Consider the following 20,153-nt stretch of genomic DNA (forward strand, 5'->3'; position numbering starts at 1 on the left):
AAATCCTCCGCATTTCATCATGACTCTTACCAAACACTGGGCCACCCAGCTCGACGATTACGTGATCGACCTCGCCTGGTCGCCGGATGGCACCCGGCTTGCCGCTGCTTCGGCCGCCGGTCCCGTCACCCTCTTCGCCACTGCTGATGGCGCGCCCTCACAACTGCCCGGTCATGACGATGGCGCCAACTGTCTTGCGTGGCATCCCACGCAACCACTCCTTGCCTCCGGCGGTCAGGACGGCGCCGTGAAACTCTGGGACGCCGTCACCGCCCAGCACGTTGTCACTCACAAACCCGGCTCCGCCTGGATCGAGCATCTCGCCTGGCAACCGGCTGCCGTCACTTCTTCCGCTGCCACAACTCCAGTGCTCGCCGCCGCATCGGGACGCGCGCTCGTGTTGCTCAATGCCGACGGCTCCACGCGTCATGTTTTTCCCGATGCACCGCGTACGCTGTGCGCCCTTGCCTGGCATCCGACCGGCGCCTGCATCGCCGCCGCGCACTTCGGCGGCGTGCGCCTTCTCGATGCCGGCGACCATCGCCTGCAAAAAGAATTTCCCTACGCCAACGGCGTTCACGCCCTCGTCTGGTCGCCGCCCGATGGACGCTGGCTCGTCTCCGGCAATCAGGATCGCAGCGTTCATCTCTGGCTGCCCGACGAAGATCAGGAGTTCCACATGAGCGGCTACGAAGGCAAAGTGAAGGATCTTTCCTTCGACCACACCGGACGCTGGCTGGCCACCGGGGGCGGCAACGATGCGTGCATCTGGGATTGCGCTGGCGGAGGTCCCGAGGGACGCGAACCGCAGATGTTCCCGCATGACGCGCGGGTCTGCGCGGTGTCTTTTCAGACGTCGCACGGCATCCTCGCCACTGCGTCCCAAGACGGCTCTGTTTCGTTGTGGAGTCCGGGGCGTCCGCAGCCTTTGCGGGCCAACATCAAGATGCCAGCCGCGGCCACGCGCCTCGCCTGGTCGCCGGACGACGCGCATCTCGCCATCGGCACGGAACAGGGCGTCGTTTACGTTCTCAAGCTCGGCTGATGTTGCCGGAGGGCGGGTCTCCCGACCCGCCAGACGCGGCGAAGCCGCGCCTTCCGGATGGGCGAGCCTCGCAGTTGCGAGTCTCGTCTGGCGGGTCGGGAGACCCGCCCTCCGCTATTTGAATGCCGCCGCTTCCTGCGCGCAAAAAAACAGCCGCTCCGATGAGGGAGCGGCTGTGACTGTAGGAGAGAATGTCAGCGTGGATCGCTGATTACTTCTTCTTGGCAACGGTCTTCTTGGCGACGGCCTTCTTGGCAGGGGCCTTCTTCACCGCCTTGGGGGCGGCTTTCTTGGCGGCGGGTTTCTTCGCCGCGGGTTTCTTCGCTACTGCTTTCTTTGCTGTCTTGGTGGCTTTAGCCATGGTTCGTACTCCTGTGTTGTGGGTTGGATTCTGATAAACGCCGCGCGGAAAGTTTTTCCGTTCGGGCTCGCTGAGTGGGTGTCACCGAGCAGCATCAGCTTCAACGTCCGTTGCGTAATTGCAAGTGCGCAGTAGCGGTTCTTGTCAGGATTTTTTTGGACGGCTTTTCAAGGCCGTTTCCTGAGTAGTTGAAAACTGGGTACGAGATGCCGCCGGAGCCGGCGCCGTCCATTGGCGGAGGAGGGCCGGCGGCGGCGCGCATCATGCGCTTATTGCGTCGCGGCGGAGGGTGTCAGCGGAGTCGCGCCGACCTTGTGCGTGGTGGCGTCGGCGGGGACGATGACGCGGTCGCAGAAGTCGCCGAAGCCTTCGCCCGCCCTGCGCTCGGTGGCGTAGCGCTCGATGACGGGCGTGAGCAGGCGCACGGATTCCTCGACGGTGGCGCTGGCGGCGACGAGGCGGTTGAGGCGGAGCCCGGTGTAGTTGCCTCCCAGATACACGGCGTATTTGCCGGGCGCCTTGCCGACGAGGGCGATCTCGGCGAGGAAGGGGCGGGCGCAGCCGTTGGGGCAGCCGGTCACACGGATGCTCACGGGCTGGTCGCGCAGGCCGGCGGCGTCGAAGACGGGCTGGAATTTTTCGAGGATGGAGGGCAGTTCGCGTTCGCTTTCGGAGAGCGCGAGCGGGCAGGTGGGGAGGGCGACGCAGGAGAGGGCGTTGAGGCGGAGCGCGCTCTGGGCGTTCTCACGCGAAAGGCTGTGTTTCTGGAGGATGGCTTCGATGCGCGGCTTTTGCTCCGCGGTGACGCCGGAGATGGTGAGATTTTGCGAGGGCGTGAGGCGGAAGTCGCCGGTGTGGATTTGCGCGATCTCGCGGAGGGCGGTCTGCATGGGCCAGCCTTCGCGGTCCTCAATGCGTCCGCTGAGCAGGTGGAGGCCGTAGAACCAGGTGCCGTCGGCGCAGGCGTGCCAGCCGTGCGGGTCCTGGATGGTTGTGAATTCGAAGGGACGCGCGGGAGCGAGGGCGAAGCCGGCGCGGCGTTCGACCTCGGCCTTGAACCAGGCAATGCCGCGGTCCTCGATGGTGTATTTGAGGCGGGCGTGGCGGCGGTTGACGCGGTCGCCGTAGTCGCGCTGCGTGGTGAGGACGGCGGCGCCGAGGCGTTTGAGCTGGTCGGGCGTGATGAAGCCAATGAGGTCGCCGAGGCGGGGGAAGGTGGCCTCGTTGCCGTGGCTGGCGCCCATGCCGCCGCCGACGGTGACGTTGTAGCCAGTGAGTTTTTCGTTTTCCAGGATGGCGATGAAGCCGAGGTCTTGGGAAAATACATCGACGTCGTTGGAGGGCGGGATGGCGAAGCCGACCTTGAATTTGCGCGGCAGGTAGGTGGTGCCGTAGAGCGGTTCCTCGCCGGGCTTGAGTTGGGCGGGGTCGATGCCGGCGGCGGTGTATTCGGTTTGTGGCGACGCGAGTGAGGGGGGGGGGGGGGGGGCCTTGGGTTCGCCGCCGGCGACGAGTTCGTCGTCGATCCAGATTTCGTGATAGGCGCGGGTGCGCGGGAGCGCGAATTCGCTCCAGGATTTGGCGTGCTCGTAAACTTCCTGCAGGGCGGGATGGCGCTCGGGATTGGGCGGGGCCATGACGTTGCGGTTCACGTCGCCGCAGGCCGCGATGGAATCGAGGAGGGCTTTGTTGAGGCCTTGGATGAGGGTGCGAACGTCGCCTTTGAGGACGCCGTAAAATTGAAAGGTCTGGCGGGTGGTGAGGCGCAGGGTGTGCTTGCCGGCGACCTTGAGCGAGAGGTCGTCGAGGATGCGCCATTGTTCGGCGGTGCAGCGGCCGCCGGGCAGGCGCACGCGGAGCATGACGGAGTAGGCGCGTTCCTTGCCGGCTTTGCGGAGGGCGAGGCGCTGGTCGCGGTCGTCCTGCTCGTAGAAACCGTGGAATTTGATGAGTTGCGCGTTGTCGGGCGTGAAGGCGCCGGTGGCAGTGTTGAGCACGTCGTCGACGATGGTGCCGCGCAGGTAGTTGGACGCGGTCTTGATGCCTTCGTTGGCGGAAAGCGGTTTGCAGGCGGGGGCGGCTGCCGGAGCGGCGGAGTCACCGGTGGTGGGTGCGGGGGGGGGGGGGGGGGAGGCGGTGGATGCGGCTTGGTTGGCGCCAGTGGTGGTGGAAGCCGGGGCCGTGATGGTGTTGCTCATGAGTAGTGGTACAGTGATGCGGTCAGGTCAGTCGGGTCGGATCTAAAGATGTGGTGGTGTGGTATGTGGTCGATGGCGTGGCAGGCGATTTGGTCGGACCGGAAAACTTGGAGGAGAGCACGGGGTGTTGCAAGTGATATTTAGTTTGTTTACCAAGTTAGTTAGGATTGTGAGTGGAGCTGTGCTTTCCTTGCTTGCCGGGGTCTCTGGTTGCGTGAGGCGGAGGTGGCATTGGATATGCTGGTGCAGGGGACATGAACATAGGCCGCGCCAGTTTATGCCTGCTCTGGGTTATCCTTGCGCTGGCTTGGTCGCGGGCAGGGGCGGACGTTGTTAGGGGCGGGATGAAAACGTTGGCGGCATCGTCTGGTCAGTTTCTGGCGACGGAGATCGTGGCGGTTGATGACAAGTTATATTGGGTTGGGGTGGATAAGGACGCAGGGGGTGCCGGCGGCGGTGTGGGGAATGCGCAATTGTTGTTGTTTGGCGAACGGGTGCCGGGTTTGTCGTTGTCGTGTTTGGCCTGCTTGGGACGGCAACGGAGCGGGGTGTTGGGTGGATTGGTTTTCGTGGTGTCCGGCGGACATCTGATCCGGGGGCCGCCGTCGCGATAAGCGTTCGGGGGCATCAACAGCCAGATCAGGGAAAATAAATTCAGGGAGGTTCTAAAAATCAGAAATTACACAGAGATCACAGAGAAGGCACAGAGTTTAGGGAGAACAAAACGACTTTGCTCCTTTTTCCGTAAAAAATATTATTTTATTTATAATAAATGAATTACAGAGGCATTCATTCGCGAGGAAAATGTCCTTCCACCGGACAGGCCTCCCCAAACTCTGTGCCTCCTCTGTGTCCTCTGTGTAATTTTTAGAAGTTCCCTTCAACCACTATCATCATGTCCGCATCTTTATTATCATCACATCGTTTGCATTGGGGGTTTCATAGGACGTTTTCGGGCAATCTTCAGCTTCACCTCGATTTGCTTGTCCGCGAAACGCCCGAGGACGACATCCCGATTCTGATGGAGCCTGAGCCCGATCACGGGACGGGGTTCATGTCGTTTTCGCCACCTGGTTTTTCGGCGCCGCCGCAGTTGCCGGAGGAACTTGGTTACTGAGCCTGAGTCGGTTCGATCCACCGGCCTTCGACAAGGATCTCGCGCCGGTGTTCGGGGAGTCCGCGTTCGTTGTGCGTGAGTTGATTGACGACAAGGTCGCACGCCATCTCGCCGACGAGCGTATTGTTTTCGTCGATACCGGGGAAGGGGGAGTCGGCGGGGCGGTTGAGGCAGACAAGAAGCACGCCGGTCTCTCTATTATAAGGAGAGCGGTGCAGGGCGGTAAGCCACCGGGCTTCTTCGCCGAGGAGGGTGATGAGTCCGTCGGGTTGCCAGCGGTCGTGCCAGGCACGGAAGGTGTCGAGAGGGGTGTCGTGGATGGTGCCGATGAAGGCGGGGAGGCGGCGGGCCTTGGGAAGCTGGGCCTGCGCGACGAGGTAGCCGGCCATCCAGTTGGCATCGACGCCGCGCACGGCGTTTTTGGGCAGGCAGAAACCGATGCGTTTGCAGCCGCGCGCAAGGAGTTCGGCGAAGGCGCGGTCCATGTTGTGGCGGTGGTGCGAGGAGACGCGATCCACGACGGGCTCGGTCCAGGTGTAGCTGACGGTGGCGCAGGCGTAGTTTTCCCAGCGGAGGTGGACGGGGGAGCGATGCAGGTGTTTGGGCGCGGCGAGGATGAGGCCGATGATGCCGCGGGCGTGGAGTTGGCGGTCAATGGCTTCGTCGGACATGCCGGGTGCGCGCAGGCAAAAACATTCGGTGCGGTAGCCGCGTCGCGCCGCGCGGCGTTGGTAGCCGGCGTATTGGGCGGAGTAGGTGTTGCGCTCTTGGGCGAGCCATTCGTCTTTCGAGGCATTGTCGAGAAGGATGGCGATGCACCCGAGGTTTTGCGGTGCGCGTCCGGCGCGGATGCGCGCCATGAGTGTGGTGACGAAGGGACTGGCGCGGTAACCCATTTTGCGTGCGGCTTCCTGCACGCGGCGCTTTGTCTCGGTGGCGACAAGCGGATGGTCGCGCAGTGCCATCGAAACGGTGGCTTGGGTGAGACCGAGTTTTTGGGCGAGTTCGCGCTGGTTGGGCATGGGGTTTTATCGTGATGGTGGAAGCTGGATGAGGCAAGGGATGGGGAAACCAGAACGGAACAGAAGGGGAGGGGGAGGGGACGATTGTGTGTTATTCGATCCTGATCACTTTCAATCCGAGTGCTGAAGCCGCGGCGATTTGGTGTGCGTCGTGTGAATACACTTCGTCAAAACCATGGTGCAGCGCGGTCACCAAGTGCAGGCAGTCGGCAGCGCGCAGAAATACATTTTCGGGGAGCGTTGCGTAAGTCCGGGCCGCTTGCTCCGGGATGCCTCCATCGAGCGGAAACCATGTCCAGTAACCGCCGATGTCGTCATGGGTGAATTGCCGGACGGCTGCTTGGAAATCGTCCCGGCTCCATTTTTTTTCACGGAGACGGCGGTGGAAAACCGCCATCAATTCCGTCCGCGCCAGTTCGGATGCAAAGACCGAAGGTTGAGCGTCCAGATGTGCGCGCACCGCGCCGGATTCTGTTTCGGGAACGTAGTATTTGGCGAGGGTTGAGGTATCGCAAAAGGCCATGTGCGAGGACGTGGGGGTTGCGGTTTTCAGCGTTCGCCGCGCACGGCGTCGAGGTCGTCAAGCACGCCGTCTCCCGGCGCGCTGGCGGCATGGCCCGCCTTTTTCAGCAACGCCGCGTATTCAGGAAGCACTACGCGGCGGCGGCGTTTTGTTGCCGACAGGGCTGAGACAGGAGCCAGCACAGCAATCAATCGTCCCCGATCCGTGATGGGCGTGGGTTTTTGGGCCTTGCCTGCCAGCCGGACATGCTGGCCGGTCTTTGTGTGGAGTTCCTTGATGGTGATAGTCGCTGGCATGGTGTCACAGTGTCACTTGGTAATGATGGGTCAACTCCCGCAAGGCGCAAGGCTTCGGCTAGGATACTCTCTGTTCACAGGCGTTGCGCGCGCAGTGTTTCTCGATTCCGGAAAAAACGAAGCGCTTTCCCTTCGGCTCTCTTCCAACGATCCATTATGGAGGAAGGTTGCGGCAATTATCGTGATAAATATTGAAGGCTTCGCAAGAAACGGACCCTAACTGCAACATCTCATGCTGGCTGCTTCGATGTCCCCATATTCATGAAACACATACTCCAGTTTTTCGGCATCCTTCTCGTCATGCTTCATCCCTCCTGCCATGCGCGGGATGTGACGGTGGAACGCGATGTCTCCTTTGGCCAGGCAGATGGTGAATTGCTGTTACTTGACATTTTTCGCCCGACGCTCGCGACCGCCTCCCCGCGACCGGCGGTCATCTTCATCCACGGCGGAGGATGGGGCTCGGGAGGCAAGGAGGACTACACGGATGCCGCCATGAAGCTGGTCCGGCAAGGCTACGTGACCGCATCCATCAACTACCGGCTGGTAAAACAGGGACGCAACCGCTGGCCCGCGCAACTCGACGACGCCCAGCGTGCCGTGCGCTGGTTGCGCGCCAACGCGGGAAAGCACGGCATCGATCCACAGCGGATCGGTGCGCTTGGCTATTCGGCGGGAGGACACCTCGCGGCCTGTCTTGGTACGCGTGAAACACGTGATAATTCCGACCCTGCGCTGGCTTCGCATTCGAGCCGGGTAACGTGCGTCGTGGACATGAGTGGCCCCAGCGATCTCACGGAGCAGGCGAGTGCGCCGGGCGACAGACTCGTGCATGCCCTGCTTGGCGGTACACCGGCTGAGCAATCCGCTGCGGCGCGTGACGCCTCCCCCCTCCACTGGGTGGATGTGAAGAGCGCGCCCTTCCTGATCATTCATGGACGGCTCGACGACCTCGTGCCCCCGCGGCAAGGGGAACGGCTCGCCGCCGCATTGCGCAATGCAGGCGTGGAATCGCAGCTTCTCGTTTTCGAGGACGAAGGCCATGGCTTCACAAAGAAGGAAAACACCGACCATATGATTCGGAAAACATTGGCATTTCTTCAAACACACCTTTCGCCCTGAAAAAACGCTGGTTTTATCGTGATAAATATCACCGGCTTTGCCAGCCTCCCAAGTCTCGGACAATTTTCGATTCAGACATCCAGAGAACGCCTCTGCACCCCCGAACATGATCATCTACATCCATCCCCCCCAAACATCCGCCCGGTCAACCACCTCGATCGGCTTCACCCTGATCGAACTCCTCACCGTGATTGCCATCATCGGTGTTCTCGCCGGCATCCTGATTCCGGTTGTTTCTCGCGTGCGTTATACGGCCAGAACTGCTCAATGCGCCTCCAATCTCCGCCAGATTTTCATGGCGTTCGAACTCTACGCCGTGGACAACAAGAACAACTGGCCCCCTGTGCGCATACCATCGGCAGACCAGAATTTCCCGTATCTGTTGCGCGACTACATCCCGATGAAATCCAGATACGGCGGAGGGGTGGCGCTAAACGTTTTCATGTGCCCGCAGGCGTTGCTCGAACACGGGAAAAGCGGCTCCAGCCATTACGGCGTGAACAAGTGGCTCTATAAAGACGCTTCGGGAACGGATCACTTGGACATGCCCATGCCCAAGTCCACGATTATGACCCCGTCGAGGACGATTTTGCTTGCGGACACACGGTTGCAATCCTCGGGCACGCTGGCGTCCTCGATCAGCAATGGCGATCTGCCCGGCACAATTCAGGGCACGACTCCTTCGGACAAACGGCACGCCAACGGCAGCGCGAATATCGCTTATGCTGACGGCCATGTGAAATTTTTCCACAATACTTACCAACTGGCGGAAACAAAGTATCGGGACAAAGGCGCGGATGATCTCTGGTCGCCTGACAAATAACTGGAGCATCACGCATCCTCTCCCCCCCCTCCCGCCGCATACATATTTTTATCCTTAGTATCCCGTAAGCAATTCAACCCAACCAACCCATGAAAAAGCAAAACCATCCTGCAATCACGACCACACGCTTCGGCATTACCACGGCATTCATTTTGGGGGCCGCCGCTACGCTCATTCTTGGTCTCATTTCTTCTGCCCATGCAGCCACTACCAATAGCCCCTACTGGATCGGCGGTGGTAGCGACAACAAATGGTCCAACTCTGACAACTGGTCTAATGCCTCGGGCGGCACGGGAGGCTACTTGCCGACCAATCCGACCAGCGCTGGCGCGGCTGTCGTCAGATTTGAAAATGCCGCGACCGTCGATGTGGATGCCGATTGGCGGATTCGCCAGATTGTGTTTTCCAACACGAGTGGTGTCGTATCGCTGGCGGGCGCCGGCTTGCTGAATGTACGGCTTCAGGCTAGTAACAACTACTGGATCAACTCGTCCGGGGCCGGCAGTCGAACAGTCGGTAACCTTACGCTTTCTTACAATGGAAACGTCGATCAACTGGTGGGGCACATCGGATCAACTGGCGGTTCGCTTGCACTAGGAAACCTTTTTGTGACGCAAGAGGCGGGAACTGAGGCCACCTCGATCAACGTATCCCTGCGCGGAACCTCCACCGGCAACAATACGGTGGCCGGCATTGTCTTTGACGAAGCCACCACGCCGGCGAATCGGATTCTCAGCAAGATTGACTTGGGTTTCTGGACGGTCGGAGGCACCAATAACAACTTTACCGAAGTCCGGATCGGCGGCTCGGAACTCAAGTTTGATACCTCCGCTGCCCTGCCCTCCGCTGCCCTTGTTCGTTTTAGCTCAGGCAGCGCCACGGCATATCCGACTCTCAATCTCAACGGACAGAACCTAACCGTGGACCAGATAATTGTCTCCGGCACCGCTCAGGGCATAGCCCGCGTCATCGGCAATGGCAGAATCACGGCAACCAACGGCATCGCCGTCGATACAGCTTGGTTCCTTGTGAACGGCCAGGTGAATTCGGGCGAGGATGTCGTCATCGCCGCCACTGGCATTCTGGCCGGGGGAAACACGTTGTCTCTCGCTACGGGCAAAAACCTCATCGTCGAGGGGACGCTTTCACCGGGCAGCGTGACCAACTACACGGCGGCAAACAAAATAAGCCAAGCTGGCAGCCTGACGCTTTCGCTGGCAGGTTCCGGTAAACTCAGATTCGAGGAAGGCTCCACCCTTTCGTTCAATCTCGGCGAGACAGACGCCGCCTCGGACAAAATCGCATTCAGCACCATCGGCAACTGGCTTGATGGCAGCGGCAACGCCACGCTCGCGCTGTCAGGCTCCATCAACTACGGAATCGTTTATACAATCTTCCAGAACGTCACGACTGACGGGTTCAAGTTCGCTAGCATTACCGGTTACGATGACGCGCAATACACCGCCCTGTTCAAACGCGTGGGCAACGACTATCAACTCAGCTTCATTAGCGGCATGATCCCGGAACCCGGTGTGACTGCCATAATCAGCGGTGCAGTAGTCTTGTTGTTTGCTGGCTTTGTTGCCCGCCGCCGTCACACGGAAAAGTGACACTACTCCCTCGCATCCCTCCCTATTTTCCTGTCTGTCCATCCGGCCATCCAGTTATGTTGTGTTCGCTTAAAATCGCATCGCTCATATTGACCGGAGCCACGACGCTTGCCGTAACAACCGCGACTGCCACCGCCGCCACCACAGCAGGAAAATCCCAGTCCGCTCCGATTATTTCCAAAGAAGAAATTTTTGTTGATTACGTTTTTGATCCGGTGGCCAGAGAACTCCGTGACCGATTGGGACGCCAACCCTCTCGCTCCGCTTCCGGAATCAAAACCATGGCAGACTTCGGTGGATTGCCCGTTTTGCGACCATCGGCAGGGAAACCAGTGCAATTAACCGGACTCGACCTTCCTGCCGGTCCATTGACTCTGGCACTCTGGATACGACCTGATGCTGGATCACCCAAAGCCCCCCAAACCATCCGATCCAGCAACGTCCTCGCCATCGGCATCGACAAAACCAACCACTACCAAATCACTCGCAACGACGACAACCGCCGCCCGCAAACAGCCACTGCCACCACGCCGCTTGTTCCTGACCGCTGGCAACACCTCGTTGCCATGCACGACGGCGCAACACTCTCCCTCTACCTCGACGGAAAACTCATCGCCTCCACTCCCTGCTTGGGACGCAAGACCTCTTACAGCGACAACGTTGAAGTCCTCGGAGCGCAGTCTGGTGGACGCAATCCTTTCCAAGGCCTCATTGCCAGCTACACTGTTTACAATCGCGCTCTCACCTCCACCGAAATCACCACGCTCGCCCGCACATCACCCGTCGCACACTGACCTCCCCCCCCCCCCTTCCTCCATGACCAACTCACTCCGCTTCGCCGCCATTCTCATACTTGCCGCCATCGGTATCCTGCAATCAACTACACATGCGGACACTCCCGCGAGTGCGGGAACACTCGCGGCTACCGGCACGGTCACCTACACCTCACCTGATTTCTCAGACGTTCCTCCCTTTATTCTCTTCCACGCCTGCCCGCAGTGGGCCGCCGCTCGCGGACACCAGGACTACTACCGCTACAACTACGACCGCCCTTTTGCGCTTGGCGACGAATCCGGCGACATCTGGCAACTCCGCACCATGACGCGTGAAGTTCCCGGCAGCGTTTTCAGCACCTATCTATTCATCCAAAACACCGACCGGCTGGACCGACTCGCGGGCCTCTTTGAAAAATACCTCGAAGCCGCCAAGTCCGTTGAAGGAGCAACCGTTGTTCCCATCATCCACGCCATCGGCGACAAGCGCCCCGAAAAGCTCCACCTGCTCGCCAAACACCTTCTCGAACGCTTCGCCACACATCCCTCCTGGCATCGCATAAAAAACCAGCCCCTCATGGTCGATTACGCTGCCGGTGGATTTGGGCGCTCGACCCCGGACGAACTAGTCAACCTCATCACCACCCTGCGCGCCGAAGGCCACCGCTTCATCTGGCTCACGCACTCCGTCGGCGGCATCGGCTTTTCGGTCAACGGACAAGTTGACGCACCCGTCATCACCACCATCCAAAAAGCAGCCGACGGCACCTATAACTTTGCCCAGCCCCTCAACCAAAGCCTCCACGGCATGACAGACCTCGCCGCTGCCATTCGCCGCACCCCCGGCAAACTCTACGGCGCAGGCTTTCATCCCGGCTACTACGCCAGCCGCCTCAACGCTCGCAACTACATCAGCACCCAAGGCACCGCGCGACTCCGCCAAGGACTCGAAAAAATCGCCACCACGCGCCCCGATTTTCTGGAAGCCGCCACCTGGAACGACTGGGTGGAAGCCACCAGTTTTGAGCCCAGCTACAAACACACCACCGCGCTCCTTGAAATCACGCGCCACTACATGGACAAAATTTACAACCGTCCCAACCCCGCGGACAACAAACCCCATGTCATCGTCTCCTATCGCAAGAACATCTTTCCTGGCGAACCACTCGACTTCGAAATTCTCAATCTCCCTATTATACCCGGCTACGAAACCATCACCGGCACCCTCACCCTCCGCAATGCCGCCGGCACCACCCTCGCCACGCTTCCTTGGGGGCCGGTATCCGGTCGTAATGCGGAGGCAACTACCGTCACCTGGACGATTCCCGCCAGCGCCACCCGCGACATGCTCACCCCTGAAATCACGGTCAACGCCAGCGCCTTCACACAAACCTATCGTCAACTTGCCCCCATCCCCATCGTCACCAACTCCGTGCAAGCCGACATGCTCTATTTCAGCATCCCCCTGCACCGCCTCCGCACCGATGTGCAACCCGTTCTCCTCGTCAACAACCGCCCTGGCCAGCAACCCTCGGTTACCGGTCCGCGCCTTCTCCATGTGGACCAAGCCAAGGCAGGAATTCCCATCGCTGGCATCTCGTATCTGAAAAACGGATTCATTATTAACGACCCGGCTCCCGACACTGCCGCCCGTCCCGTTGTTGACAATTGGCTCAGCGACCCGCTCCACACCGGCATGGTTGCCCGCGACTACTACGGCGCGCTCGTTGGCTACGCCGACGGCAGCATCGCCTACGCCACCGGCCAGTGGGCTGCGGACGATGCCTGGCCCGACACCATTGCCAGTTACCAGTTCGAACTCGAAAGTGCCTTCCCCCGCAAAAAAGTTGGCCGCGACAAACTCATCGACGCCTCCGGCCACGTCTTTCACGGCACCCTTGGTGCGCCCGACAAAACCGGTCGCCCCGCTTGGAAAAACCTCTCAGATCGCTGGGACGCTCTCGCATTCAATGGCAAAAATACCTTCGTCAACATTCCGCTTTCAGCCATGCCCGCCGGTCCCGTGAGCGTGCAACTCCTCGTTTGTCCCGAAGAAAAACCCGGGCGTCAGCAGGAGATCTTCGTGCAACGCGGAGCCAACCTCTCCCTTCGCATTACCGCTGATGGCAAGTTCGAAGCCCGCCGCCTCAACACACGCCGGAGCTTCGACCTCGCTCCTAGCTCCACCCTTCTCAAATCCGGCCAATGGTATCACGTCACGGCCACCTACGATATGACCCGGCTCCGTCTCTACGTGAATGGCGTTGAGGAAGCCTCTGTTCCCAGTGACGGCCAGCGCAGCCCCGAGCAAATCCACCTCGGTGGGCCGCTTGGTGACACGGAAAATGATGCCATCGTTGACCGGACTCGCGCCAACTCCTACTTCAAAGGCAGTATTGCCTACCTGCGCATCCTCGATGGTGCGGCCAAACCGGATGCCATCGCCAACGATCACCGGGAACTCGCAAAAGTCCTCTCTGCCATCGCGCAATGACGTCACCGTTTTTGTCACGGCGCGCAATCACGGCATTCTCTGCGATCACCGTTCTCCTACTCTCGTCCGGTGCCATTATTCCGGCTTTCGCCAAACCCACGCCCGCTGCGCTCTTTGGCGACAACGCCGTCCTGCAACGAGACGTTCCCCTTCGCATTTGGGGCCGCGCCGATCCCGGCGAATCCGTCACCGTGCGCTTCTACAAAGCCACCGTCAGCGGCATCGCCGACGCAAACGGACACTGGCAACTCACGCTCCCTGCGACTCCGCGTCCCCTTGGTCCGGGCTCCGAAGCCACCGCAGGCGGCGACCTCATCTTTGAAGGTGCGACGGAAAACACCATCAGCCGCAACGTCGTTTATGGCGACGTGTGGCTTTGCTCCGGTCAGTCCAACATGGAGTGGCAGGTGCGCAAGGTGACCAATGCTATCGACGAAATCGCGGCAGCCAATTATCCCGGCATTCGCCAGTTCAAAGTCCCCGAACGCTTCGCCTCCACGCTACTCTCTCCATACGAACTCGAAGGAGAGTGGATCGTGTGTTCTCCGCCCACGGTCGGCAAAGACTTCACTGCTGTCGGCTACTTCTTCGCGCTCGACCTGCACCGCCGCTACAACATCCCGCAAGGTCTTATCAAAAGCGCTTGGGGAGGCACACCCGTTGAAGCGTGGATGAGCATCGGGGCACTCGCACTCGCCGACACCGCTCCCGCAGTTGCACCCCTTGTGCCAGACAATCGCCGTGCGCCTGCCGGTGCCTACAACGCGATGATCCATCCGCTTATCCCCGTCGCCCTGCGCGGCGTGCTCTGGTATCAGGGCGAAGCCAACGCCCGAAATCCAGACGGATACGGCGCGCTCTTCCGCACCCTGATCACCGACTGGCGACAGCGTTGGCAGTCGCCGGAACTACCTTTCCTTTTCGTGCAACTGCCCAACCACGGCAGCAGCGAAAAAACAAACTGGGCGAAAATCCGAGAAGGACAGGCGTCGGTCCTCGCCTTGCCCGCGACGTCGATGGCCGTAACCATCGACCTCGGCGACCCCAAGGACATTCATCCGCGTAACAAACAGGACGTCGCTCATCGACTGGCCTTGCTCGCCCGGCGCATGATTTTCGACGAAGACGTGATGGCGGAGGGACCACGTTTTGCATCCGCGAAGTTCGAAGGCGAAACCATGTGCCTGCGATTCAGTGGAACCGCAGGCAGCGGCGGACAGTTGATGTTGCGCGATCCATTACCGGGAAAAGTCGCCTTCGAACTGGCAGGTGAAGACGGCGTATTTCATCCCGCTGACCCAACCATTGAGGGAATCGAGATCCGGTTACACAGTAACTTGGTGCGCGCGCCCAAGGCGGTTCGTTATGCTTTCCGCAACAATCCCGATCCGATCCTTTTCAACGAAGCCGGACTTCCAGCGGCGCCGTTTGTTTTTATTCCAGACCAGAAGTGAAATGACAGGCTTGGTTTCATCCCTCCCTCCCCCTTAGTGAAATTTACATTGAACATACTGGCCGAATTTAGCTAAATTAGGCCAGTATGATAGCCAGATTACTGGAGAAATCGCTAAAGACAGATCTCGTTGCCGGAAAAGTTTGGATGCTCTTTGGGGCGCGTCGTGTGGGAAAAACATCCCTGATACGTGAGTTTTTGCGAAAAAAAGAAACGACGGAACGGTGGTTTTCCGGACAAGGAGAGGATGCGGCGGTATCGCAATTATTGTCCTCGTGTTCGGCGGAACGCCTGCGACTGGCATTCGCGGAGTTTGATGGTGTTTTTATCGACGAAGCCCAGTCCGTGCCCAACGCGGGCGTGGCGCTCAAGTTGCTCGTGGACACATTACCGCATCTCAAGGTGATCGTGACCGGATCATCCGCCTTCCATCTGGGGCAATCCCTCGGACAACCGCTGACCGGTCGAAGACGCGTGCGGCATTTGCATCCGATCTCTTGTCACGAAATCCGTGGCTGGAAAGGTCCGCTCGCACCGCAAGGTTTGCTGGAGGATTTGCTGGTTTATGGCGCGTATCCCGAAGTGCTTGGCATTGGCGAACCGGCGGCGCGGCGCGAGTATTTGCGCCAGATCGTGGAGGATTATCTGTTCCAGGATATCCTGATGTTTGAGCGGCTTCGTGACGCTCGGAAATTGCGCGAACTGGTGACCTTGATCGCATGGCAGGTGGGGGCCGAAGTGTCGCTTTCGGAGTTGGGCACACAACTGCAGCTCAACAAGGCCACGGTGGAGCGTTACCTCGATTTGCTGGAAAAGAATTTTATTCTGTACCGAATCGGCGGATACGCGCGCAATTTGCGCAAGGAAGTCACGAAATCCGCACGCTGGTATTTTGAGGACATCGGTATCCGCAATGCCGTGATCGACCAGTTCCAACCTTTGCAACTGCGACCCGACAAAGGCGCGTTATGGGAAAACTTCGTCATCAACGAACGGCGCAAACGCATCGATTACGAGAACCTGGAACGCACCGGGTATTTCTGGCGGACTTACGATCAGCAGGAAATCGACCGCATTGAAGTGACGTCCGGCGGTGGTCCGGAGAAAGTCGAGGGCTTCGAATGTAAGTGGTTGCCTCAGTCATACAAAGTGCCGTCGGCATGGGAAAAAAGTTATCCCGATGCACCGGTTCACCTCGTGCATTCGCAAAATTTCGACGCGTATTTCTAAGCGTCACGTCACAACAACATCACCGCCGCCGCAGAGCACGGAGCGCGGCGTTGTGGGCTTCGGCGGGGCGGGCGGCATGGGGGGCGATGGCAGCGTCGGCGCGGGCGATGTCTTCGGGACGGGCAGTGGAGCGCCACTCGGCAAGACAGACGGAGGCGAGGTTCTTGCGCGGGACGGAACGGCGCAACAACGCCTCGATTCCGGCGGTCGGACGATAATCACCCAAACCAACCACCGGCTCCTCGGCGGGCGGGGGCACAAAGAGCGCCATGCGCCGCCACACAAACAACGCGGCGAACAACAGCAACGTTACGAAGGCCGCGCCGAGTCCGTAGCGACGGGCGAGCGCGGCGATGCCGGTGTCCTCCTCCACGCCAAGATGAGATTCGTCAAAAATGATCCGGTCATGCGGCCCCACCAGCCAGGCCAGCAATGCAGTCGCCCGGTTGCGCTGAAGCGCCTCGTTGCTCACAAAAAACGAGTCGCTCGCAAACACCAGCGAACCCTTGCCCAGCGTGCGCTCGATCAACACCGGGCGATCCGCCCGCGTGTAAAGCACGCGCCACGGCGAGGCGCTGTCGCCGGTGGATTGCGTGATGCGCATGGGACGTGTGGAGACGCGTTTGCCGGGGGGGGGAGGGGGGGGGAGGGGGAGGGAAGGATTTAGGTCAAACGTCATGCCGCTGCGCCAGGGCAGCGTGTCGGGGAAACGGGTGACATTGGCAACAGCCCCGGATGTATCCGATCCTCCATGACGCACGGCATCCGGCGTCTCGTCGGCGTCACTGCTCAAGGCGAGGCTCCAGCGGGTTTGCCAGTCGAAGGGCGGTGGCGCGGGTTTGTTTTCTGGACGTGGCGCGGGCGTCCCGCCCGCATCTGCGTCACGTCCGCGTTTGCGGGACACGTTTTTTTTGACTTCCGGCGCTTCGAAAGGCGTGGCGCGAAACGTCACGACGAGCCGCGTGCCGGCCCGCACGGCGGCGTCGAGCGCCTCGAACGTCTTGTCATCGGTGGACAGCCATTGGTGGCGGTTCACTCCGGCGAGGATCAAGGTGCGCGGCGGTTCGGGGCGCGTTTTTTCGAGTGGCTTGAGCGAACGTTCCACCCCGTCCGGCCCGGAGCCGCGCAACAGGCCGAGCGCATCAAAAAACGCCCGCGTCCCCAGCGCGTCGGCGCGCAACGAGGAGTAGGCGGGGTAAACATCGCCGCGTGCGAAACGCAGTCGCCAGAGCGTGGCGAAGCCGGTCGCCAGCACGAGAGCTACCACCACAAAAACGATGAACGAGGCGCGGCGTCTCATGGTGATTTCATGTCATTGTTGAGATCGGCGAGCCAGCCGCGGACCTGCGCTTCGGTTGTATCCGCCCGGCCATACCAGACGGCTTCAAACTCCCGGCGACGTCCGCCAAACCACGCGACAAGCCGCCCATGTTGCGAGGCGCGGCGGCGCAGTTCGGTTTCGTAGTCGGCGTTGGTTTTGTGGCGGGCGAGCGCGAGCCAGCCGTCCGCGCCCAGCCGGGCGAGTGTGGCAAGGTAGAGAGCGCGCAGGGCCAGACGCCATTCGCCGAGCGCGAGTTGTTCGCGGGCCAGCGTTTCCCAGGCGTCGGCGGGAAGCTGCGCGGCCTGCACGTCCTCGTCGCGCAGATCGGGCGCGGCTATCTCCACGACGGCCCGGGCGCGCAGCGAGGACGCGGTCAGTTGACGGCGGCGGAGCCAGAGCCGGATCACCGCCCACGCAAGCACCAGCACCAGAATCGCAATCAACCCGTACAACACCGCGCGCACCCAGCTCAGCGAGCCCAATGAAAACGGCTCCGCAGAAGAAGTGCGGTCGGGCTTCTTGATGCCCAGCAAACGCTCCAGCCATTCGATGAAGCGTCCGATTGCATCGCTCACATCCGAGAAAAAGTCAGAGACCGCCTTCACGCCCTGTTTCAGAAATGCCATCAGCGGACTGTCCGGCTTGTCGTCCGCGTCCATCTCGTGCGGAAGCGGACGCAGCCGCCAGCGGAAGGCGGATTGATCGAGCGCGGTGTCGATTGCCCGGTCGAGCGCCTGCGGTTCCACGACGGTCGCCGCCGGTGCTTGCGAGGTGGGCGGCGTTGCTTCGCCAGCGGGGCAGGGGAGGGGGAGGGCGAGCGCGACAATGGCGGCGAGAAGGAGGATCGGGAGCGGCGCGACGCGGAGCGCGGGGCGGCCTGTGCGTCGCTGGCGTATCCGGTTGGCGGATGCGAGTTCGATGAGCAAGTCCTCGCCATTGCGCCGGGCGCGTCCGTAAAAGACGCGAAGGGTGTAAAATGCCTTGATGAGCGGGTCCACGGCGAGCCAGGTCAGCGCGGCGATGCAGGCGAAAAACGTGGTATTGAACCACGACCAGCCGCTGAGTCCGAAAGAATTCTCGATGCCGAGCAACCGGTTCGCCAGCCACGGCAGGACAAAAAACGATCCGGCCACCACCGCCGCAATCCAGAGGACGAGCAGGCTGATTATGCCGAGCGCGAGATGGTTTTGCCCCGGCCAGAGCCGCGCCTCTTCAAGAGCCATACCGGTCAACGTGGCCGCCGTCCGCCCGTCAGCATCGTTTGTGCGCCCTTTCCTCGCGTCGTCGGCGGCGGCGGCGAAGGCCAGCACGGTGAGGTTTTGGTAAAACGCCCACATCCAGCCGAGCGGCAGGGTGACGACCGCCGCCAGCGGCAGCGCGAGAAATCCCCATGCGTGTCCGCGTAATTGCGCGAACGCGATGCGCAGGGTCTGCCGCAATTCGAACGCTGGCGGCGTCGTCCCCATGCGGCGCGCCAGCAGATGCGCGCAGAAAAACGCCTGTGCCAGTTTGAGCCCGGCGAACAATCCCGTGAGGCCGAGCGCGAACCATGCGAGTTGCGCCGGCCCGGGCGCGAACCAGGTGGCGTGCGCCCAGAAAAAAAGAAAACCGAGCACCCACGCCCCGGCCCCGGCGTAGTAAATCGCCCACGTTCCCGCGTGCAGCGAACGCAGCAAGTGCACCGCCTCCTCCAGCAGATCGAATGCGCGGGGTTGCAGTCCGTGCGGGTCGCGTCGGCGATGCGGCGGACGCAGTCGCGGGGAGGGGGGGGGGGAGGGGGGGACGGCGCGGCTCATCGTTGTCCTCCTTTGCCGTTATCGCCGTCGCCGTTGATGTCGCTGCTCTCCGCCCAGATCGTCCCATCATGGAATTTGTGCGGGATGCGAACGAGGGTGCGTCCCAAATAATAAAATCCCGCCCACAACAGTAGCGCCGCCGCGGCAAGGGATAACGCGCCGCGCGCCCACGCCAGCAGCCGGCGCATGTATCCGGTTTCCCGATGCGAAGCCGGCGTTGTGATGCGCGTCAGGCAGGACGCGCAGTAAAGCCGGTGGTCGTGCTCGGCGATGCACTCGCGGCAGAAGAAGCCGCCGCAACCCGCGCACCGCGCCGCCGCTTCGCGTGTGGAGTGGCGCACGCACCGGCGGGCGTGCAGCGCGGTGGGTTGGGCGGGCAGGCTCATGGTTGCGCGGCGTCGCCGTCGCCACCGTTGTTACCATTGTTGTCGCCGTAATTCGTTGCCTGTGCCGCTTGAATGAGCGGGCCGACCTTCGCCAGAAATTTGCGCACCTGGCGTTCCGAGACGAGCGGGGGCAGCAAGGTTGTCTGCACCCGCGTGACGACGAACATCCGGCGGTTTCGTCCCCAGGACCAGGCCGCCGCGCCCAGCGGAAGCAGCAGTATGAGCATGGGGACGGCGACGCCGAGCCACATTTGCGACAACAAAGCAACGAGCAGCACGATCATCGCGGCCAGCAACACCAGCCCGCCCCAGCTCACACCGAGGATCAAACCCAGTTTTGAAGGCTCGATGAGAAACCCCTTGATGTCGCCAAACTCAAACCGCTGATAACGCTCCTGTATCCCCGTTCCAGTGACAAGCAGCAGGTGGTCGTCGCCCAGCCACAGGCTGGTGGTCGAGCCAAAACTGCCACGAGGCCGCGCCAGCCGCGTGTAACGCAGCCGCGAACCCGGTGCTTTGCCGCCAGCACCCGAAGAGAAGGCAGGGGGGGGGGAGGGGGGAGGGAAGGACGATGTCATGGGCG

18 protein-coding genes are annotated in these 20,153 nt (G+C 61.1%); 9 read left to right on the top strand and 9 right to left on the bottom strand.

Features of this window, described 5'->3' with window-relative positions:
* Positions 1 to 1,045: WD40 repeat domain-containing protein (locus OBACDRAFT_RS15430; RefSeq protein WP_232767199.1), on the top strand; the 1,045-nt coding region annotated here is incomplete at its 5' end.
* Between the two features lie 211 nt (positions 1,046 to 1,256).
* On the opposite strand, the gene OBACDRAFT_RS28365 is transcribed toward OBACDRAFT_RS15430, so the two are convergent.
* Together OBACDRAFT_RS28365 and OBACDRAFT_RS15440 are read right to left on the bottom strand one after the other, a co-directional pair.
* Positions 1,257 to 1,406 (bottom strand): hypothetical protein, encoded by a 150-nt coding sequence (locus OBACDRAFT_RS28365; RefSeq protein ID WP_198529918.1) that lies wholly within the window; start codon positions 1,404 to 1,406, stop codon positions 1,257 to 1,259.
* Positions 1,407 to 1,675: 269 nt separating this feature from the next.
* Positions 1,676 to 3,604, bottom strand: coding sequence for an NADPH-dependent assimilatory sulfite reductase hemoprotein subunit (locus tag OBACDRAFT_RS15440; RefSeq protein WP_043587111.1), 1,929 nt, complete (start codon positions 3,602 to 3,604; stop codon positions 1,676 to 1,678).
* 895 nt (positions 3,605 to 4,499) lie between these two features.
* On the opposite strand from OBACDRAFT_RS15440, the gene OBACDRAFT_RS15450 reads away from it, so the two are divergent.
* Positions 4,500 to 4,721, top strand: a complete 222-nt coding sequence (locus tag OBACDRAFT_RS15450; RefSeq protein ID WP_043587112.1) for a hypothetical protein — start codon at positions 4,500 to 4,502, stop codon at positions 4,719 to 4,721.
* On the opposite strand, the gene OBACDRAFT_RS15455 is transcribed toward OBACDRAFT_RS15450, so the two are convergent.
* From OBACDRAFT_RS15455 to OBACDRAFT_RS15465, 3 genes are all read right to left on the bottom strand, one after another.
* Positions 4,715 to 5,743, bottom strand: coding sequence for a LacI family DNA-binding transcriptional regulator (locus OBACDRAFT_RS15455; protein WP_043587114.1), 1,029 nt, complete (start codon positions 5,741 to 5,743; stop codon positions 4,715 to 4,717). The genes OBACDRAFT_RS15450 and OBACDRAFT_RS15455 overlap by 7 nt on opposite strands.
* 91 nt (positions 5,744 to 5,834) lie before the next feature.
* Positions 5,835 to 6,266 carry a type II toxin-antitoxin system VapC family toxin gene (locus tag OBACDRAFT_RS15460; protein WP_043587116.1) on the bottom strand — a complete coding sequence of 144 codons (432 nt, stop codon included), beginning with the start codon at positions 6,264 to 6,266 and terminating at the stop codon, positions 5,835 to 5,837.
* A 26-nt stretch (positions 6,267 to 6,292) separates the two neighbouring features.
* Complete coding sequence (locus OBACDRAFT_RS15465; protein ID WP_043587118.1) at positions 6,293 to 6,562, bottom strand: hypothetical protein; 270 nt, start codon at positions 6,560 to 6,562, stop codon at positions 6,293 to 6,295.
* A gap of 261 nt (positions 6,563 to 6,823) precedes the next feature.
* On the opposite strand from OBACDRAFT_RS15465, the gene OBACDRAFT_RS15470 reads away from it, so the two are divergent.
* The 7 genes from OBACDRAFT_RS15470 to OBACDRAFT_RS15500 all read left to right on the top strand — a co-directional run bounded on the left by OBACDRAFT_RS15470 (position 6,824) and on the right by OBACDRAFT_RS15500 (position 16,067).
* Positions 6,824 to 7,684: an alpha/beta hydrolase gene (locus tag OBACDRAFT_RS15470; RefSeq protein WP_052362085.1), complete on the top strand. Its 861-nt coding sequence runs from the start codon at positions 6,824 to 6,826 to the stop codon at positions 7,682 to 7,684.
* A 106-nt stretch (positions 7,685 to 7,790) separates the two neighbouring features.
* A complete protein-coding gene (locus tag OBACDRAFT_RS28370) occupies positions 7,791 to 8,507 on the top strand; it encodes a prepilin-type N-terminal cleavage/methylation domain-containing protein (RefSeq protein WP_052362086.1) in 717 nt (238 codons plus the stop codon).
* 89 nt (positions 8,508 to 8,596) lie between these two features.
* Positions 8,597 to 10,117 carry a hypothetical protein gene (locus tag OBACDRAFT_RS15480; protein ID WP_043587120.1) on the top strand — a complete coding sequence of 507 codons (1,521 nt, stop codon included), beginning with the start codon at positions 8,597 to 8,599 and terminating at the stop codon, positions 10,115 to 10,117.
* A 56-nt stretch (positions 10,118 to 10,173) separates the two neighbouring features.
* Positions 10,174 to 10,911, top strand: coding sequence for a LamG domain-containing protein (locus OBACDRAFT_RS15485; protein WP_043587123.1), 738 nt, complete (start codon positions 10,174 to 10,176; stop codon positions 10,909 to 10,911).
* Between the two features lie 22 nt (positions 10,912 to 10,933).
* Positions 10,934 to 13,384 carry a LamG-like jellyroll fold domain-containing protein gene (locus OBACDRAFT_RS15490; protein ID WP_081722102.1) on the top strand — a complete coding sequence of 817 codons (2,451 nt, stop codon included), beginning with the start codon at positions 10,934 to 10,936 and terminating at the stop codon, positions 13,382 to 13,384.
* Positions 13,381 to 14,838, top strand: a complete 1,458-nt coding sequence (locus OBACDRAFT_RS15495; protein ID WP_052362087.1) for a sialate O-acetylesterase — start codon at positions 13,381 to 13,383, stop codon at positions 14,836 to 14,838. Before OBACDRAFT_RS15490 ends, OBACDRAFT_RS15495 begins: the two co-directional genes overlap by 4 nt.
* Before the next feature lie 146 nt (positions 14,839 to 14,984).
* Positions 14,985 to 16,067 carry an ATP-binding protein gene (locus tag OBACDRAFT_RS15500; RefSeq protein WP_232767203.1) on the top strand — a complete coding sequence of 361 codons (1,083 nt, stop codon included), beginning with the start codon at positions 14,985 to 14,987 and terminating at the stop codon, positions 16,065 to 16,067.
* Between the two features lie 19 nt (positions 16,068 to 16,086).
* On the opposite strand, the gene OBACDRAFT_RS15505 is transcribed toward OBACDRAFT_RS15500, so the two are convergent.
* Genes OBACDRAFT_RS15505 through OBACDRAFT_RS15520 form a run of 4 tightly spaced genes read right to left on the bottom strand, consistent with a single transcriptional unit; the run spans position 16,087 to position 20,148 of the window.
* Positions 16,087 to 17,367, bottom strand: a complete 1,281-nt coding sequence (locus OBACDRAFT_RS15505; RefSeq protein WP_232767200.1) for a DUF4350 domain-containing protein — start codon at positions 17,365 to 17,367, stop codon at positions 16,087 to 16,089.
* On the bottom strand, positions 17,364 to 19,184 hold the full coding sequence (locus OBACDRAFT_RS15510) for a hypothetical protein (protein ID WP_052362089.1): 1,821 nt from the start codon (positions 19,182 to 19,184) through the stop codon (positions 17,364 to 17,366). Before OBACDRAFT_RS15510 ends, OBACDRAFT_RS15505 begins: the two co-directional genes overlap by 4 nt.
* Positions 19,181 to 19,570 (bottom strand): hypothetical protein, encoded by a 390-nt coding sequence (locus OBACDRAFT_RS15515; RefSeq protein ID WP_052362090.1) that lies wholly within the window; start codon positions 19,568 to 19,570, stop codon positions 19,181 to 19,183. The genes OBACDRAFT_RS15510 and OBACDRAFT_RS15515 overlap by 4 nt, the downstream gene beginning before the upstream one ends.
* Positions 19,567 to 20,148, bottom strand: coding sequence for a hypothetical protein (locus tag OBACDRAFT_RS15520; protein WP_157837120.1), 582 nt, complete (start codon positions 20,146 to 20,148; stop codon positions 19,567 to 19,569). Before OBACDRAFT_RS15520 ends, OBACDRAFT_RS15515 begins: the two co-directional genes overlap by 4 nt.
* Positions 20,149 to 20,153 lie beyond the last annotated feature (5 nt).

Origin of the sequence: Geminisphaera colitermitum TAV2, from assembly GCF_000171235.2 — a bacterium.
GTDB lineage: Bacteria > Verrucomicrobiota > Verrucomicrobiia > Opitutales > Opitutaceae > Geminisphaera > Geminisphaera colitermitum.